The sequence below is a fragment of the [Clostridium] symbiosum ATCC 14940 genome (assembly GCF_000466485.1).
Lineage (GTDB): Bacteria > Bacillota > Clostridia > Lachnospirales > Lachnospiraceae > Otoolea > Otoolea symbiosa.
This window is the reverse complement of the sequence record NZ_KE992946.1, coordinates 58,172-74,714: the sequence shown is the minus strand read 5'-3', so window position 1 is coordinate 74,714 and position 16,543 is coordinate 58,172. Positions and strand designations below refer to the sequence as shown.

14 protein-coding genes are annotated in these 16,543 nt (G+C 46.7%); 2 read left to right on the top strand and 12 right to left on the bottom strand.

Annotation, left to right across the window (positions count from 1 at the left end; translation table 11 throughout):
• Nucleotides 1–667 precede the first annotated feature (667 nt).
• Nucleotides 668–1,981: a M18 family aminopeptidase gene (locus CLOSYM_RS13985; RefSeq protein ID WP_003510289.1), complete on the top strand. Its 1,314-nt coding sequence runs from the start codon at nt 668–670 to the stop codon at nt 1,979–1,981.
• Between the two features lie 51 nt (nt 1,982–2,032).
• On the opposite strand, the gene CLOSYM_RS13980 is transcribed toward CLOSYM_RS13985, so the two are convergent.
• The 10 genes from CLOSYM_RS13980 to spoIVB form a co-directional block, all read right to left on the bottom strand.
• Nucleotides 2,033–3,352: a glycoside hydrolase family 3 protein gene (locus CLOSYM_RS13980; protein ID WP_009298372.1), complete on the bottom strand. Its 1,320-nt coding sequence runs from the start codon at nt 3,350–3,352 to the stop codon at nt 2,033–2,035.
• 22 nt (nt 3,353–3,374) lie between these two features.
• Nucleotides 3,375–4,364: a peptidylprolyl isomerase gene (locus CLOSYM_RS13975; protein ID WP_049943740.1), complete on the bottom strand. Its 990-nt coding sequence runs from the start codon at nt 4,362–4,364 to the stop codon at nt 3,375–3,377.
• 61 nt (nt 4,365–4,425) lie between these two features.
• The gene (locus CLOSYM_RS13970; protein WP_021642596.1) at nt 4,426–5,214 is read right to left on the bottom strand and encodes a Cof-type HAD-IIB family hydrolase; all 789 of its coding nucleotides are present in this window, start codon (nt 5,212–5,214) and stop codon (nt 4,426–4,428) included.
• Nucleotides 5,207–5,818, bottom strand: coding sequence for a Maf family protein (locus tag CLOSYM_RS13965; protein ID WP_021642595.1), 612 nt, complete (start codon nt 5,816–5,818; stop codon nt 5,207–5,209). The genes CLOSYM_RS13970 and CLOSYM_RS13965 overlap by 8 nt, the downstream gene beginning before the upstream one ends.
• Before the next feature lie 153 nt (nt 5,819–5,971).
• Nucleotides 5,972–6,541 carry a putative ABC transporter permease gene (locus CLOSYM_RS13960; protein WP_003510283.1) on the bottom strand — a complete coding sequence of 190 codons (570 nt, stop codon included), beginning with the start codon at nt 6,539–6,541 and terminating at the stop codon, nt 5,972–5,974.
• 184 nt (nt 6,542–6,725) lie between these two features.
• Nucleotides 6,726–7,187, bottom strand: a complete 462-nt coding sequence (locus CLOSYM_RS13955) for a divergent PAP2 family protein (RefSeq protein ID WP_003501162.1) — start codon at nt 7,185–7,187, stop codon at nt 6,726–6,728.
• Between the two features lie 181 nt (nt 7,188–7,368).
• Nucleotides 7,369–7,941, bottom strand: coding sequence for an HD domain-containing protein (locus CLOSYM_RS13950; protein WP_003501161.1), 573 nt, complete (start codon nt 7,939–7,941; stop codon nt 7,369–7,371).
• Between the two features lie 16 nt (nt 7,942–7,957).
• A complete protein-coding gene (glgA, locus tag CLOSYM_RS13945; protein ID WP_003501157.1) occupies nt 7,958–9,403 on the bottom strand; it encodes a glycogen synthase GlgA in 1,446 nt (481 codons plus the stop codon).
• A 129-nt stretch (nt 9,404–9,532) separates the two neighbouring features.
• The gene (gene spo0A, locus CLOSYM_RS13940; RefSeq protein ID WP_003501155.1) at nt 9,533–10,339 is read right to left on the bottom strand and encodes a sporulation transcription factor Spo0A; all 807 of its coding nucleotides are present in this window, start codon (nt 10,337–10,339) and stop codon (nt 9,533–9,535) included.
• Between the two features lie 922 nt (nt 10,340–11,261).
• Nucleotides 11,262–12,539 carry a SpoIVB peptidase gene (gene spoIVB / locus CLOSYM_RS13930; protein WP_003501153.1) on the bottom strand — a complete coding sequence of 426 codons (1,278 nt, stop codon included), beginning with the start codon at nt 12,537–12,539 and terminating at the stop codon, nt 11,262–11,264.
• Nucleotides 12,540–13,041: 502 nt separating this feature from the next.
• Between spoIVB and CLOSYM_RS13920 the strand changes: the two genes are divergently transcribed.
• Nucleotides 13,042–13,530 carry a pyridoxamine 5'-phosphate oxidase family protein gene (locus CLOSYM_RS13920; protein WP_003501152.1) on the top strand — a complete coding sequence of 163 codons (489 nt, stop codon included), beginning with the start codon at nt 13,042–13,044 and terminating at the stop codon, nt 13,528–13,530.
• 70 nt (nt 13,531–13,600) lie between these two features.
• Here the strand turns inward: CLOSYM_RS13920 and CLOSYM_RS13915 are convergent, their stop codons facing one another.
• Both CLOSYM_RS13915 and CLOSYM_RS13910 read right to left on the bottom strand, forming a co-directional pair.
• Nucleotides 13,601–16,159: a hybrid sensor histidine kinase/response regulator gene (locus CLOSYM_RS13915; protein WP_181900358.1), complete on the bottom strand. Its 2,559-nt coding sequence runs from the start codon at nt 16,157–16,159 to the stop codon at nt 13,601–13,603.
• Nucleotides 16,160–16,164: 5 nt separating this feature from the next.
• A complete protein-coding gene (locus CLOSYM_RS13910; RefSeq protein ID WP_003510280.1) occupies nt 16,165–16,527 on the bottom strand; it encodes an Hpt domain-containing protein in 363 nt (120 codons plus the stop codon).
• Nucleotides 16,528–16,543: the final 16 nt, after the last annotated feature.

The window sequence follows — 16,543 nt, the reverse complement described above, 5'->3', positions numbered from 1 at the left end:
TCCCCTCCGCAATTGATTCCGCCTACTTCCCCGGCCCAGATTATCGCCGGGGACGGAAGACTCAGGCGATAATTTTTGCGGCACCGGACCCGGTCCGCTCCGGACGCTGATTGTCTCCAGTCTCAAAGGGGGGAGGGAACTGCCGCTGCCAGTTATTCTTTCGCCTTTGATTCCGCTCCGCGACAAGGTCCGCGCCCGCACTTAACGCATGAGACATTCAGCGGCCGCAGGCCAGTGGACGGGAGATACCTTTGGCCTTAAGTCTTTCGTCCCGGCGAATCCCTGACCTTGGGGCGGAGGGGAAGACAAAGTCTGCGGATGCCGCCTAAATCCATCGCTGATTAGCGAGGTCATGCCGCCTAAATCCATCGCTGATTGGCGAGGTCTTTTCGAGCCTAGCAGCGCGATGCATTTCACAGAGCGGGAGCGTGCTCCGCAGACTTTATCTTCGCCCGCAGCCCCAAATTACGACAATCTTCCCCCGGGGCGAAAGACTCATATACACACCACACCACCCCGTCCGCTGGCCTGCGGCGGCGTCCTCACCTGCTTAACTAAATATTGCATATTTTCCTGCTATTCTTTATACTTGTAGCAGTACCGGCGGTGGGAAGCACGCTGTTTTCTCCTTCCGGGCCGGCCATAAAAATTCAAGGAGGATTTTCACATGAATTACAATTTATATTCGAAAGACATTGAGGAACTGACCGCGCATTTAAATGCCGGGGTTTCTCCGTTTCATACAGTTCAGTATTCGGCAGAGCTTCTGAAGGGGCGGGGCTTTGAAGAATTGAAGCTGGATGCCGCCTGGTTCCCCAAAGCCGGCATGGGCTATTTTGTCAACATTTTTGACACCACGCTTGCCGCTTTCGTGATCGGCAGGGATATCACTGCCGCCGAATCAGGGGTGCCGTCCCTGCGCATCGCCGCCTCCCATACCGACTGGCCCTGCCTGATGGTAAAGCCGTCCCCTGAGCTGACATGCGGCTCATACGCAAAACTGAACGTATCCGTATATGGCGGGCCGATACTTAATACATGGCTGGACCGTCCTCTGTCGATGGCCGGTAAAGTATGCCTGCGAAGCCCGGATCCCTTCCATCCTGAGGTTCTGCTGGTAGACTTCGCCCGCCCGCTTCTGACCGTGCCCAACCTGGCAATACATTTTAACCGTGAAGTAAACAAAGGGGTGGAATTAAATCCGCAGAAAGATATGCAGCCGCTTTTGGCTGTTCTGGATGAGACATTGAATAAAGACTCTTTTTTCCTGGATCTGCTGGCAGAAGAAACAGGCTGCAGTAAGGATGATATTCTGGATTATCAATTTTACATTTATAACTGTGACACTCCCTGCCGGCTGGGCATTCATGGTGAGATGCTGTCTTCTCCGCGCCTTGACAACCTCACCTCGGTCCATGCCTGCCTGAGCGGGATCATGAACAGCCGCAGGGAACACGGCATAAGCGCCGCCGTCTTATATGATAATGAAGAGATTGGAAGCAGTACAAAACAGGGAGCCGCATCACCGCTTATGGAACGCGTTCTGGAAAAGCTTTATCTGAGCCTTGGTTACGGCCGGAGTTCTTTTCTGGATGCATTATTTGGCGGATTCCTGCTCTCCCTCGATGTTGCCCATGCCCTGCACCCCAATCAGGCGGAAAAGTATGATCCCAAAGACCGCATCAGCCTGAATGAGGGCGTTGCCCTGAAGCTGGCCGTATCCCAGGCCTATGCCACAGATGCATCCTACGTCAGTGTCGTCGAAGAGCTGTGCCGCCAAAATATCATTCCATACAGGAAATTTTCCAACCGCTCCGATATCAGAGGAGGTTCCACTCTGGGAAGCATCTCCTCCTGTATGATGACCATGCCTGCCGTTGATGCCGGGGCGCCAATACTCGCGATGCATTCGTCACGCGAGTTGATGGGCATAAAGGATCAGTGGGCGCTGGCGCAGCTTACCAGAGCATTCCTTGCATAGTATAAAAGCTGAACTGTTACGCTGAACGGCACGCCCCGTCTGCTCCCTGCCTCAATGAAACTTCACCTTTAGGATCCGCTCCACCGACTGATTAATCCGTTCCTCCGAGAGCGTCCCGTTTTCCACCGCCGTCAGGACTCCCTGGTATGCCTCCTGAAAATTTTCCGGCATCAGCAGCATGTCATTCCCCGCCTGCAATGCCCTGACGGCCGCATCAGCGGAACTGTATGACGAGGTGACTGCCCCCATATTGAGGGCGTCTGTGATGATGATACCGTCATATCCCAGGGTCCCGCGCAAAATCTCCGTTATCATCTTTGGTGACATGGATGCCGGCGTATTGTCGCCGGTCACGGCAGGCGCGGCAATATGGCCGGACATGATGAACCGTGCCCCGGCTCGGCCGCCCTCCAGAAAGGGTACAAAATCTTCCGCCATCAGTTCCTCGAGCGTACGTTCTGTGGCTGCATATCCGTCATGGCTGTCCGCCGTTGTGCCGCCATGCCCCGGAAAGTGCTTCAGGACAGCGCTTATGCCATGAGCCTGCAGTCCCTTGACCACTTCGTTGGAAAATGCTGCCGTCACAGCTCCGTCTGTTCCGAAAGAACGCCTGGCCACAACGGTATTCTCCGGATTGGTCAGCACATCTGCTACCGGGGCAAAATCCATATTAAAGCCCAGATCAGCCAGATAAGTTCCGATTTTATCTCCAACTTCATATGCCTTCTGCGGTTCACCCGAGGCCCCGATCTCACTCATATCAGGAAATGACGCAATGCCAAATTCTTCTCTTCCGCTGATTCTGGAAACCTGTCCTCCCTCTTCATCCACCGCCAGAAAAGCTTCGATTCCAGTATTGTCCCTGAAATATTTCTGTGTTCTCGTGAGCATATCTTTCACCTGATCCGGTGAACGCAGATTCTGCTTAAAATAGACGATTCCCCCGACCGGATATTCGCGGATTGATTCTTCCGTCTTAGCTCCGGCAGCATAGACCTCGTCTACCCCGGTAAGAGCCTCCGGCGTCACCATAAATAATTGCAGCACCTTTTCCCTGAGTGTCATCTCTTGCAGCGCTTCTTCGACTGTCATCGGCGTTTTCCCTTCCAGATTTTCTTCAGAGGCAGCCGAATCTTTTGCCGCTTCGTTTCTGTCGTCACCGGGGAAGTACTCTGTCACCACAGCCTCCGAGGAATCCCTCGTTTTGGCCCTCTCTTCTTCCTGCACCTTCAGATGGCGCAGAAAAAACACCGAAACTGCCGCCGCCGCTGCCGCAACCAGCAATAGAACAAGCCACCCGGCTGCCGGGCCTCTCTGCCGTCTTCTGCTTTTCGGATTTCTTCTGCTCTGACCACGTTGACGTTCTTCCATTCTCTGTCCAGCCTTTCGCCCGTTATTTTCCTGAATACTTTCTGTAAATTTCAAAGAAATCCGCACCTGCCGCGTACCGTCCGGACCCAAGCTCCAGCTTATTCCAGGGATCCCCCGAATAGGTCAGGTTGATTCCTTCCCGAAAGCTGTCATAAATCTCCTTGAACGCTTTTCTCTTGCGTTCCTCGAAGATGATTTTCTTTCTTGCCGCTGTAGCCTCTTCGTCATAATCGCTGATGCACTTAATCACATAATAGGTTCCATTCGACTCAATCACCTGGCTAACCTGCCCGGCAGACAGCGCAAACGCCGCATCTTCAAACTCCTGGGATTCTTCCTTTCTCCCCAGTTGTCTGGTAGTGGCAGACAGGCCTGCATCACTGGCGCATTTTTCAAAATCCGCATTCTCCTGCGCCGCAGCCAGACTGAGGTTCTCCGCCGTCTGTCTGTCGGCTGTTTCAGCCTGCATCACCGTAATAACCTTCGCCTCACTGTCACTGACCTCCAGATCTATGCCCTTTGTCAGCTCCTCCACCAGCTTCTCAGCCAGACAGTAATCTTCAAATACTGCTCTCACGTCCTCCTCGCTGACACCCATATGCTCGATATCTTCCGCGGTAAGATTTCCAAAGTATTCCGCCGCTGCCGCCGCCATCTCTGAACGCTCTTCCGGCGAAAGTGACATATTCCTGTCCTGTGCCAGGAGATTCATGATTTTCAGCTCTTCCATAAAATTTTTAATCTGTCCGGTCAGATAAGAGGCAAAATTCTCCCCTTCCTCCGCTATCTCCACATTCCATATCTGATCCGTGCAGATTTCCTCATAGCGGTTTTGCTCTGTCATGGCAATCACCATGATCTCCGGAAGGGAATATCCCTTCTCACTCTTCCTGCCGGCCGGCATAGATGCCCCCTGGCCGCATCCGGCCAGAAATAGGAGGCAGAGGGCCAGAAGCAGCACCGGCATTCTAAACGGCGCCGGGCTTGTTCTGTTTCTATTTCCACATATCATATTATCCAATTTCAGCTCCTGTCGTGATAATCTAAAAAACACCGTTGATTGTGGTGAAAAGTTATAATAATAATTTCAGTATTTTCATGACTCCGTCATTTACATTGAGATCTGCCTGAAATCTCGCGGCATTCTTAACCTCATCTCTGGCATTTCCCACTGCAAAGCTGTAGTAGGCCCGTTTCAGCATCTCAATGTCATTTAACTGATCGCCAAATGCCATCGTCTCTTCCGGCGCAATCCCCAGACTCTCCTGAAGCGTCTTCACCGCCTCGCCCTTATTGACTTCAGAAGCCATGCAGTCCATCCACATGTCACCCGACACCGTCATCTTCAGCCGGTCGCCGTACTTGTTAAAAAAACCTTCCGTGGCATGGCTGATCCCGTCTTTTCTGTATGCCGCTACTTTGATAATCTCGTCATCGACTTTCGTGACATCCTCAACTTCTATAATATTGAAATGATATCCCTTCGTCATCCAGTCGATAAATTCCCTGTCCTTTGTCTCCAGATAAGTTCCCTTTGCCCCGCTAACCATCACTTCCAGCTCCGGATCTTTTCTGATATCCACTGCAATGGAATCGGCAAGTGCCCGCTCAATGGGATAAAGAAAAAGATTTCTTCCGTAGCATCCCAGATAGGAGCCATTCTCCGCCACATAAAAAATCTCCTTCTTTATGGGTGAAAACGTATATTCTATGCTGGCGGCCTGACGCCCGCTGGCAGCCGCAAAATGAATCTTCTTTTTCTTTTTCAGTTCCATAATGACATCAAAAATCTCCGGATTAATCTGGTTTTCCCCGTCTTTTACGAGAGTACCGTCTATATCCGATACAATTAATTTAATCATTCCTGTCCTCCAATAGCTGTTTCATTTCCTGATACACTCTTCCTGCCGGAAGTCCCATCACATTCGTGTAGGAACCGTCAATGCCTCTGATATATGCGGCAAACCTGCCCTGTATTCCATATGCTCCCGCCTTATCGTCCGACTCTTTGCAGGCAATGTAGCTTTCGATTTCCTTTTCCGACATCGGGTATACGTCCACCCTGGTTTCCACTGCAAAGCTTCTTTTTTTATTTCCGGCTATCAGCGTTACTCCTGTATACACGTAATGGCTGTCTCCCTGAAGCATCCGGAGCATTCGGGCCGCATCGGCTTCATCCGCCGGTTTTCCCAGAATCTCTCCGTTTGCATAGACAACGGTATCCGATCCGACGACAACGGTCGTTTGGGTATCGGTTTCACCAAGCCTCGCGGCAACCTCCTCTGCCTTTTGCCTCGACAGCTCGGTTACTACCCGATCCGGCTCTTTCTCCGTCACTTTTTCCTCTATCTCGCTCGGTATCACTTCCGGTATAATTCCTATCTGCCGGAGCAGTTCTTCCCTTCTCGGCGATGCAGAAGCCAGCACTACTCTTATATTATCCATATCTTCTTCCTGTTCTCCCATTGTTGGTTATCGTTTTATGCCTTGCCATCCTCTTATTTATACCATAAAAGCCCCTCTGAACACAAGGGCGCGGACAATGAAAAGGACGCACTCCGGAATCTTCCGTTCTGCGCCCTAAACCATACCTTATTTTATAATCTGTCAACTCCCCGGTCAGTTTATCTTCATCCTGCCGATTATCTCACGGTTATCTTCACAATTCTTTTCACGAAGTTCCAGCCTGAAGCTGTAGAAGAAGTCAAATACATAGAAAAACAGCAGCGCCAGGGCCACATATTTCCCCACATGGGAAGGTATTCTCGCAACCGTATTCTGCACCTGGACATTCAGGATCCGGAAGAAGATAATACCTAAAAGGCCCCATCCCAGGCTGCTCTCAAGGCAGATGATCCCTTTATAATTACACCTCTTCTTACTGTAATCCCACCAGAATGCTCCGAACAGACGAATCATTATTTTCGCCGTGATAAGCTCCATCGTTGTTGCCATCAGCATACTGGCAAAATAAAGCTTTACCATGTCATCAGAAACCGGTCTAAGTAAAACAGCCGCCCCAACGGCTCCAAAACCATAGATAATGCAAAAAGGCCCATGACCAAATCCTCGGTTATAAACAGGTTTCCTGTTTTCCACCGTCAGAACAATACACTCCAGAATATAGCCAATCAGGCTAAAAGTAAAAAAACAGTTAATCCAGAAATATAAATCTACTGTAGTCTTCATTCGCAAATTCCCGTCCTTTCAGTCTCGCATCGTTGTCCCCTGCCGGAAACTTCCTAATAATTTTTTCCAGTATAATATGAATTAATACATAAATCAATAATGTTGTAGCAATTTTTTAACAACCGCCGTCTTCAACAAAACAGAAAGCCCACAATGTGAGCTTTCTCTGTTATAATTATTCAGATTAAATAAACATCGGATCCATAACCACAGCAATTATCACTCCCAATATCGCACCGGCAGCAACCTGAATCGGGGTATGTCCAACGTACTCCTTTAATTTTTCCTGCAGCACCACGCCGTCCAGCTTCAGGAAATCATCAAATAAAAGCCGGTTTAATACCTTCGCCTGTTTGCCAGTCTCCTGCCTGACGCCGATAGCGTCATACATTACAACCATTGACATAATAAAACAGACTGCAAATTCAAAGCTTCCGCCCCCGTATCTCATCCCCGCCGCTGTTGTCAATGCGCACATGGTGGAGGAGTGGGAACTGGGCATTCCGCCTGAACCGAAAATCCGTTCCGGGTTAAAAGAGCGGTTCAATGCTATATCAAGCAGTGTCTTGAGAACCTGGGCGATCACCCATCCTGCCACACCGCTCATTAATGTCTGGTTACCGGTTACTTGCTGAAAAAATGTCATGTTTATCTCCTGTATTTTCCTTTTATCATTGCCGAATCTGTAAGTATTCCGCGGTTCTTTCACCGCAGGTCAGCGGTAACCTGTACGCCGGTCTCACAGGTCACTGCCTTCAACAAGAGTCCGGCCGACAGCCGGACTCTTGTTGAAGGCAGTGTAAAACCGAAAAACCGCTCTCCATTTTTTACCTTCTGCTCCAAGCCGGATGCAGATTATAAAGGAACCAGTCCTTCATCCGCGCTCCGACTTCCACAAGGCCGCAGAATTTATCGGCGTAAATGATAGTATAGCCTTCTTTATATTTTGGAGGGATCGGGGTCAGGGGCCACATATGACGGAGTATCATATTCTTCTCCATCTCCGTAACCTGGAAATATATCTCGGCATTCCTCATCGCCGTTCTGGGATGGGTGAAGCCATGGAAATATTCGCCGGTCTCCTTCGCATGGGTATGCCAGTCATAAAGAAATAAATCGTGGAGAAGAGCTGCCCTCGCCGCCTGTCTGTAGTCCCACCCGTATCTCCTGCACATTCTGTAGCTCATGTAAGAGACACGGATGCAATGTTCTTTACAGGTAGTGTTCCCGTGCTGGAAGTAATTATCCATTGACTGAAAAACGGGATCTTCCAGAATATCTTTGACACAGTCCATATATCCGACGTCTTTTTTATACTCTCCCCGTGCAGCCCAGTTGTTATCCTCCGCCCATCGTCTGGCCGCTTCCCTCTCCTGCCTGCTCAGTCTTATCTGTCCCACGCTTTCATCGCTCTCCTTAATATCCAATCAGCCAGTCATAAAGTTCCTGATACTTCATCGCAGATGCATGCCAGGAAAAATCTGCCGCCATGCCCCGGTCCACAATCTTATTCCACTCGCGTTTTTTATTATAATATACATATTTCGCATAACGGATACAGTCCAGCATCTCATGTGCATTGTAATTGGCAAATGAAAAACCGGTTCCCGTGCCTTCATATTCGTTGTATGGCCAAACCGTGTCTTTCAGACCGCCTGTCTCACGGACGATCGGTACCGTTCCGTATCGGAGCGCCATCAGCTGGCTTAAACCGCAGGGTTCAAACAGTGAAGGCATTAAAAAGGCATCACAGGCAGCGTATATCTTATGAGACATCTCTTCGGAATAATAAATATTGGCCGATACCCTGTCATTATATTTCCAGTCATAATGGCGGAACATGTTCTCATACTTCTCATCTCCGGTACCCAGAATCACAAGCTGCACATCATCCGAGCAAATCTCATCCATCGCGAACTGAATCAAATCGAAACCTTTCTGATCCGTGAGGCGGGAAACGATGCCTATCATAAATTTTTTCTCATCCTGAACCAGGCCGAGCTGCGCCTGAAGCTCTTTCTTATTCTTCGCCTTTTCTTTGCGGAACGTTCTCGCATTATAATTCTGCGCAATCATCGTATCTGTCTCAGGATTGAACTCATCATAATCGATGCCGTTTAAAATTCCTCTCAGGCTGTTGCTCCTGGCTCTCATCAGCCCATCCAGGCCTTCCCCGTAAAACGGGGTCTTTATTTCATCCGCATACGTATTGCTGACGGTAGTGATCGCGTCAGCAAAAACAAGGCCGCCCTTTAACATATTGCCGTCTTTGTATGCTTCCAGTTTATCAGGTGTGAAATAGTAATCAGGCAGTTCGGAGAAACGCTGAATCGTCTTAACGTCCCAAACACCCTGAAACTTCAGATTGTGAATTGTCATAACCGATTTAATATCGCGGAAAAACTCACCGCCGCGGAATTTATCTTTTAAGTGTACCGGAATCAGACCGGTCTGCCAGTCATGGCAATGTATGACATCGGGCTTAAACCCGATTACAGGCAGAGACGACAGAGCCGCCTTGCAGAAAAAGGAAAACTTCTCCAGATCATAATACCAGTCCCCATATGGTTTCGCACCCCAGAAGTAGCTTTCATTATCAATAAAGTAAAAAGTGATTCCTTCATACACATACTCCAAAATGCCCACATAACGGCTCTGACCAAGATAATCCATATAAAAATGGTTCAAATACTTCATATCATTCCGGAGATTTTCTTTGATACAAAGATACTTTGGAATGATAACCCTGACATCAAAATACGCTTTATCAAAACACTTCGGAAGCGAACCGACAACGTCCGCCAGCCCGCCCGTCTTAATAAACGGAACTGCTTCTGATGCAATAAAGAGAATATTCTTCATACCTACTACCTCCCCGACTGCCTTATATTGTAAACGATTCACGTTATACATCACACGATGATTATAATCATTATACAATAGAATTATGAATTTAGAAAGTAGTATCAGAACTTTTTCAACCTTTTATTGTCAATTCATTCTCCGGTAGTCGAGGCGTATCTTATCCACAATCAGGGCAATAAATTCTGAGTTGGTAGGCTTGCCCTTTCCGGTGCTGACCGTGTAGCCGAACAGTTCATTGATGGTGTCCATTTTACCCCGGCTCCATGCCACTTCAATCGCATGGCGGATTGCCCGCTCCACACGGCTTGGTGTAGTCTGATGCTTTTTGGCAATCGTCGGATACAGGATTTTAGTTACCGACGCCAGCATTTCCTTGTCACTGACAGACATAATAATAGCATCCCTTAGATACTGATAACCTTTAATATGCGCCGGGATGCCAATTTCATGAAGCATCTGCGTTACATCATTTTCCAGATTCTGCTCCATATAATCCGTTTTATTTACATAAGGTTTCACTTTTCTGCTTCCTGCGAGCATCGTTGTTTTATTTTTATAACCTGACAGCCTTTTTAATTTGTCGAGTACGCTGTCTCTCGTAAACGGCTTCATGATGTAGTAGCTGGCGCCCAGTTTAAAAGCATCTGCTGTCAGATTCTCGCTGCTGGCTGCCGTAACCATGATGAAAGATGTATTTTCTTTGAATTCTTCGTTGCTTTTTACTTTCTCCATAACCGAGATTCCGTCCATTCCCGGCATAACTATGTCAAGTAAGACAACATCCGGCTTTGTTCTCATAATCATATTGTATGCTTCATTACCATTATCCGCCTTTCCAACGACATGATAATCTTTTTCACTCTCCAGTATTTCGCCAAGCATCTCCAAAGTCTGCCTGTTGTCATCCGCAATTGCAATGTTAAGTTCTGCCATGATACTCTCCTCCTAAAAATTTAAATGGTAATGATGATTATAGACTCGACCCCGTTTTCCTTTCAACTCGATCTCACCGCATAATTCGACACGAAATGTCAGGTTTTGGCTCCTGGTTTCATATTGTCATACCGGATAAAATTCTGTAGACTCCCGTGATATTTCCTTTTTCCGGCTTTTTTATTATAGCCCATTTTTAGGAAAGATGCAAAATGATGTCGGAAATTTAGCAGCACACTAACGCGGTGAAATAAATTGCCGGGTTAATCAAGATGATGTTATCGGCTTTGATTGTAAATACTGCTGTTTAGAATTGAGAGGGATGATATATCATATTTTCATTTGGCCGATGATGACAAGACCTGGTGTATTTCTTCTATAATAAATACCAGAGCTAGTAAGACCTTTGCCTGACGGTTTCCCTTTTGTATTATATAACCCGTTTATTGCTTATACAAGATGTTGTGAAAGAATATATGTCACGGACTTTTAAAAAAATATTTACCGGGAGTGATTTTGTTCCCGGCTGACGATCGGATGACGGTATCTTCGGCAATTTATACGGGATGTGGTCAAGCCGCCCGGGATTTTGGCGGAATTTGACTTGATTTTGGAGGGCGGATCAGAGGGGATTTTTTGTTATTTAGCTGTAAATTTTTTTGGTTTGTTGTTTGTGTTTCACTGCCAGGCTCCTTCGCGAACACTGACCGGGCAGAGTGGCGGGTTCCTTCGCGTTACACTACTCCGGCCGGGCGGCAACCGCTGGTTCGCTGCGCGCACCAGCGGTTGTGCGGCTTCCCTCCAGAGGGCACTCTCTTGGCCTGCGGCCAATTCACCTTGTCGCCGCATAGGCCACTCGCAAAAAAGATGCTCATACAAGCAAGCCTGCATCGCATCTTTTTTCCTCCTGTCCTGCCCGGACTCAATGCTCGAGCATGTTTTCAATAAATATCCCATACCCCCTCGTCGAGTCCTGGATGAATACATGGGTCACAGCTCCGATCAGTTTCCCATCCTGTATTATCGGCGATCCTGACATTCCCTGCACTATGCCTCCTGTCAGCTCCAGCAGTTCCGGATCCGTCACTTTGATAATCATATCTTTACTTTTTCTGGCTGTGGAATAATCAACCTTCTGTATTTCGATTTCGTAATCCTTCAGTTCTCCCGATACGTTGCTTCTAACATATGCTTTCCCTTTTTTTACATCCTGGCGGTAGCCGATTGGGATTGCCTCGCTTTTTACGCGGTTGCGGAATTTTTCGTTTACAGTCCCGAATATCCCTTCATTTGTGTTGGCTTCAATGGCTCCCAGTTTAGACTGGTTCCCATAGTAAATCACACCCGACATGACTCCCGGTTTGCCAAAAGTGCCTTTTTCAATTCCCATGATCTCGGTATCATATAATTCGCCGCCCGAGGTCTGCACCAGCATTCCTGTATCGCTGTCGCTGATTCCGTGCCCTAATGCCCCGAATTCCCCGTTGGTGCTTATATAGGTCATTGTGCCGATACCCTGCGTATCGTCACGGATCCACAGACCCAGCTTGAAGTCACCATCGGCCGTTTCCACGGGCGTCATCTCCACAGGCATCTCTTCCCCGTCTCTCCTCACGGAAAGCGTCAGAGCGCCGCCTCCTGAGCTGTTGACGGCCTGAATCATGTCCTTCTTGTTGACCGCCGGGACACCGTTGATAGCCTCAATATAATCACCGGATTTTAAGACACCGTCCGCCGGATCGATAATATCGCCGTTTTTCGTTGTAACTTCCCCTGTTCCTATCACCATCAGACCGTCGGATTTCATATATATCCCTATGGGCAGGCCGCAGGGGACCGCATATTTTGTATCAGAGACATCCACCTCAATGTCTTTCAAGCTGAACAGGCCAAACAACTTCATGTTCAGATGGTATGTTCCTTCATTTTCCGAATAAAGGGAAAATGGCTGATCCAACTGCAGATGTATTTCATCTGAGGGGATATTGGAGCCGTTGTTTAAAACCACCTCTTCACTTTCGCTTTTTAACGATACTTTTACCGGAAGGGAAAAATGGAAATTCTCTTCCTGGTCCACCACCACGTTCAGACGGTCCGGAATGGACCACTGCATATAAAAATACGACGAACCGGCTAATACCACAAGCCCGGCCCAGAACAGGACAATAAGAGACTTTCTTAGCTTTTCTTTCCTGGTCACCTTTCCTTCCTCCTTACACAATTGTTACCGCCTTTTCGGCTTTTAAATCATTTGTTTGTCATTCACGCTGTTAGTATGTGACGAACCTCAAAAATCAGTCTGCTATTTTTCGTCCAGTCTTTCATATTTTTTCAAAATTCACACTTTACATTTTCAGACCGCAGGTATATACTTCACTCATAAATGACGTTTTAACACAGACTTATTGAGCTTGTGTACTTCCTGAACCGGCGGTGACAGTCCGGATGAGAAAGACGTTTTCTGCAGCATACCTGAAGACTGTTTGTTTTCAGGCATTTTTATTGATGACGGTGACCTGTGCGCGAAGCGTGCAGGTTATCGTTTCACAGGAAGGTTCTGTATTTAATAATCTTTACTTAATTATTCCGTTTTATGCATCGTTTTCAGGATTAGCCATAGACAAATCTGCACCGCGGTGAATCCGCTGCTTTCCGGTAAATGGAGTTTGTGGCATTCTCCGGTATATGAAAGGATAAAAATAATGAAGTTCAGCAAAGAAAAACATCTGACATTTGAAGAAGCCGTGGAAATCATGTTCCGTCAGCTCGGAGACTGGAAAATTATGGCGCTTGCAACCAGCGTCAATGACCATGTGACGGTCAGAAATGTAAGCTGCCTGTTTTACGACAATAAAATCTATTTTAAAACAGACAAAAACTTCAGAAAAACAAAACAGCTTTTTGAGAACCCGCAGGTCGCTCTGTGCTGGAGCGGCATCCAGGTGGAGGGCCTTGCCGAAAACAAGGGACTGGTGGCAGACGAACCGGGAAAGCGTTTTGAAAAAGGCTATAAGGAATTTCTCTGGAACAGCTACAATGCCTACAGCCATGTGGATACGGAAATTCTGATTCAAGTGACGCCAAAACATGTGGAAGTATGGGATACCAGCGACGGGCAGTACGCCTATCAGCTTTTTATTGACTTCGATAGCCGGACTGTGGAGGTTAAGCCTTACGACGTAAAAAAATAGGAGTATTGCTCCCGGCACGAAATCAAAATGATTTCATGCCATTGTGCGATACTCCCTTTATGAGGCGGATTTATATTAAATATCTTTTTAATAAGCGGGTTAATTCAATAACATCGATAGGCTTTGCTATATGGGCATTCATGCCGCACTGCAGACAATGCTGTATGTCATCAGAAAAAGCATCTGCACTCATAGCTATAATTGGAATCGACAGGGCATCAGGATGAACCAGTCCGCGGATTGCTTGTGTGGCCTCATACCCTGTCATATGCGGCATTCGTATGTCCATAAGAATGATATCGTAATAACCCTCCGGTGATTTTTGGAATTTGTCAAGACAAATCCGGCCATCCTCCGCCCAATCCAGTTCCACGCCCAAATCGGACAGCAGTTCTTTTGCCACCTCCCAGTTAAGCTCATTATCTTCGGCAAGCAGGATGCGGCGTCCGGATAGATCAATATTTTGATTCCATGTCTGCTCATGCTCTGTTCCAACGTCCATATACTGACATAAAGCATGATACAGCGTAGATTTAAAAAGCGGCTTGGAAATAAAACCGCTGATACCGGCTTCACGGGCCTCTGCTTCAAATTCACTCCAGTCATATGCAGAAATCAACAGAATCGGTACTTCATCTCCCAGATTTCGCCGGATTTCTCTTGCCGCCTGAATCCCATTCATGCCGGGCAGTTTCCAGTCCAATAAAATAATTTGATAATCCTCTCTCTTTTTGTGGTGTTCAATTACCAGTTCTATTGCCTTTTCTCCGCTTAATGTCCATTCCGCTTTTATTCCGATGGATTTCAGCGCGTCCATGGCTGTCTTGCATAATAATTCGTCATCATCAACCACCAGCATATTCCAGGCGGGAAGAACCATATCTATTTCCATTGCGTCCGCTTTTTCAAAATCAAACGTAAGAAGAAATTCGCTGCCCTTATCAGGTTCGCTTTGTATCTCAATGGTTCCTTCCATTGCATCCACAATGTACTTCGTAATCGCCATGCCCAAACCGGCCCCCTCGGTTTTATGTATCCGGGTTCCATCCGCACGGCTATAGGATTCATATATTCTTTTCAGAAATTCCGGCGACATGCCAATTCCGTTATCCCTGACATTGATATGAATTCGTACATAATTTTCTCCTTTCGGAGATTTTTCTTCGGAGAGGGATAATTGTATTGAGCCTCCCTCCGGTGTATACTTCGTTGCATTCGATAAAAGATTTAACAAAACCTGATTTAAGCGTATGCCGTCGCACCATACGTTTTCTGTAAAAATATTTTCAACATGGATGTCAAAGGTTTGCTTTTTGGTCTTAACCTGTGGCTGCATGATGTTAACTATGCCTTCAACAACTTCCTTTAATGAAATTTGTTCCGTTGTTAACGTTAATTTACCGCTTTCAATTTTAGACATATCCAGAACATCATTGATCAGCCCTAATAGATGTTTGCTTGATAATGTAATCTTTCTAAGGCAGTTCTCAACTTGCTTCCTGTCATCGATGTGGGCTGTGGCAATCGCAGTCATCCCTACAATCGCGTTCATAGGTGTACGGATATCATGGCTCATATTCGCTAAAAATTCACTTTTGGCTTTGTTCGCTTCAAGAGCCGCCTGCCGGGCCTTCTCCAATTCATTCATCTGCGAACGGGTTATGGAAAAATACCGGAGGAAAATCGCTGTTAGAATGATTAAAACAGAAGCACAAGACAACAATGTCATGAACATACGCTGGCTGCTCAGACTATTTATGGTATCGTCCAATATACTATACGGCATCACCGATACTAAATACCACTCAGAATAAGGTAATGAAATTCCATAGATTTGCCTTTCTTCACCATTTACTTCCAATGTGTCCGTATATTCCTCATGTTTTTTCAGAGCAACGCTAAATTTTTCAACCGGATTGTCAGCAGATGATTCACTCACCGGTGAATCAGACTGTTTTTGCAGCTGTTCAAAGAAATTCCACAGCTCCGTGTTGGGATTTTGTATTACAAAACTACCGTCCGGCCGGATAATATGATAATACATCAGCTGCCCTTCATCCTTTAAGGAGAGGAAATCCGTAATGTATTCCAGAGGAACGGCTGCTATCAGTCCGGTGCTTCTGTCGCCATTAGACATTGGATAGGCAGCATCAACGCCAAACAATACCACTTCATTTCCGGCAGTGTCAATGCCTACAGCGACTCTTTGTTCCCCCTGTGATAATGCTTCTACAAAAGGTTCCGGGTTAAGCGGCTGAATTGCCTGTCCATAAAGTGTCTGGAAATCTCCCTCGGCGGAACAAAGTGCTAAATAACTAAAATCCCTGACCTGTGCCCTGTAAATGAGTTCCTCATATAGCAGCTCTTTATCGTCAGTATCGGTTGAGACAACAGATACAATTCCGCCGGCCTGATCAAAACGCAGTTTAATGACGGTTTCAAAGTGTCTGGACATTTGTTTATTCATTCCGGACATATAAATTTCCCCGATTTCATAAACAGCCTTTTCACTCTTTCGGCTCATATAAATTCCCAGCAGGCTGAACATGATAATACTAAAGCTCAGAAGCCCGATGAAGCTGCCTATTAAAAAACGCGTTGTAGTATTTTTCATTTTACCGTTTTTCATTGACATTATTCCTCCCCGGAGTTCTTATACGCTCTAATAATATCAACTATTTCATAGTAGTCATTTGATAATTGAGGCATCATATCCACAGCCTTATTCCAGTCGTTTTGTTTTAACGCTGTCGTTGTCAGACTGCTGCTTTCAAATAATCTGGTAAAAGAAAGATTCTGGCAAATACCTTTGAGTGTATGAACGGCTCGGAGGGCCTCGGAATAGTCCTTTTTCACCATAGACGCTTCAAATAAGCTGAAGCTTTTATCGTCCAGGAATTTAAATACAAATTTCCGGACGGTCTGTTCCCGACGCAGTCTGCCCAGTACCTCATCAAAATCGCCGCCAAATTTTAAATAGCAATCTTTCAGGTTCATAATCACTTTTCCTCCG

What these genes read in the sequence shown, in the direction of transcription:
- CLOSYM_RS13985 (WP_003510289.1), top strand. Translation starts at nt 668, where the DNA reads ATGAATTACAATTTATATTCGAAAGACATTGAGGAACTGACCGCGCAT.
- CLOSYM_RS13980 (WP_009298372.1), bottom strand. Translation starts at nt 3,352, where the DNA reads ATGGAAGAACGTCAACGTGGTCAGAGCAGAAGAAATCCGAAAAGCAGA.
- CLOSYM_RS13975 (WP_049943740.1), bottom strand. Translation starts at nt 4,364, where the DNA reads ATGATATGTGGAAATAGAAACAGAACAAGCCCGGCGCCGTTTAGAATG.
- CLOSYM_RS13970 (WP_021642596.1), bottom strand. Translation starts at nt 5,214, where the DNA reads ATGATTAAATTAATTGTATCGGATATAGACGGTACTCTCGTAAAAGAC.
- CLOSYM_RS13965 (WP_021642595.1), bottom strand. Translation starts at nt 5,818, where the DNA reads ATGGGAGAACAGGAAGAAGATATGGATAATATAAGAGTAGTGCTGGCT.
- CLOSYM_RS13960 (WP_003510283.1), bottom strand. Translation starts at nt 6,541, where the DNA reads ATGAAGACTACAGTAGATTTATATTTCTGGATTAACTGTTTTTTTACT.
- CLOSYM_RS13955 (WP_003501162.1), bottom strand. Translation starts at nt 7,187, where the DNA reads ATGACATTTTTTCAGCAAGTAACCGGTAACCAGACATTAATGAGCGGT.
- glgA (WP_003501157.1), bottom strand. Translation starts at nt 9,403, where the DNA reads ATGAAGAATATTCTCTTTATTGCATCAGAAGCAGTTCCGTTTATTAAG.
- spo0A (WP_003501155.1), bottom strand. Translation starts at nt 10,339, where the DNA reads ATGGCAGAACTTAACATTGCAATTGCGGATGACAACAGGCAGACTTTG.
- CLOSYM_RS13920 (WP_003501152.1), top strand. Translation starts at nt 13,042, where the DNA reads ATGAAGTTCAGCAAAGAAAAACATCTGACATTTGAAGAAGCCGTGGAA.
- CLOSYM_RS13915 (WP_181900358.1), bottom strand. Translation starts at nt 16,159, where the DNA reads ATGAAAAACGGTAAAATGAAAAATACTACAACGCGTTTTTTAATAGGC.
- CLOSYM_RS13910 (WP_003510280.1), bottom strand. Translation starts at nt 16,527, where the DNA reads ATGAACCTGAAAGATTGCTATTTAAAATTTGGCGGCGATTTTGATGAG.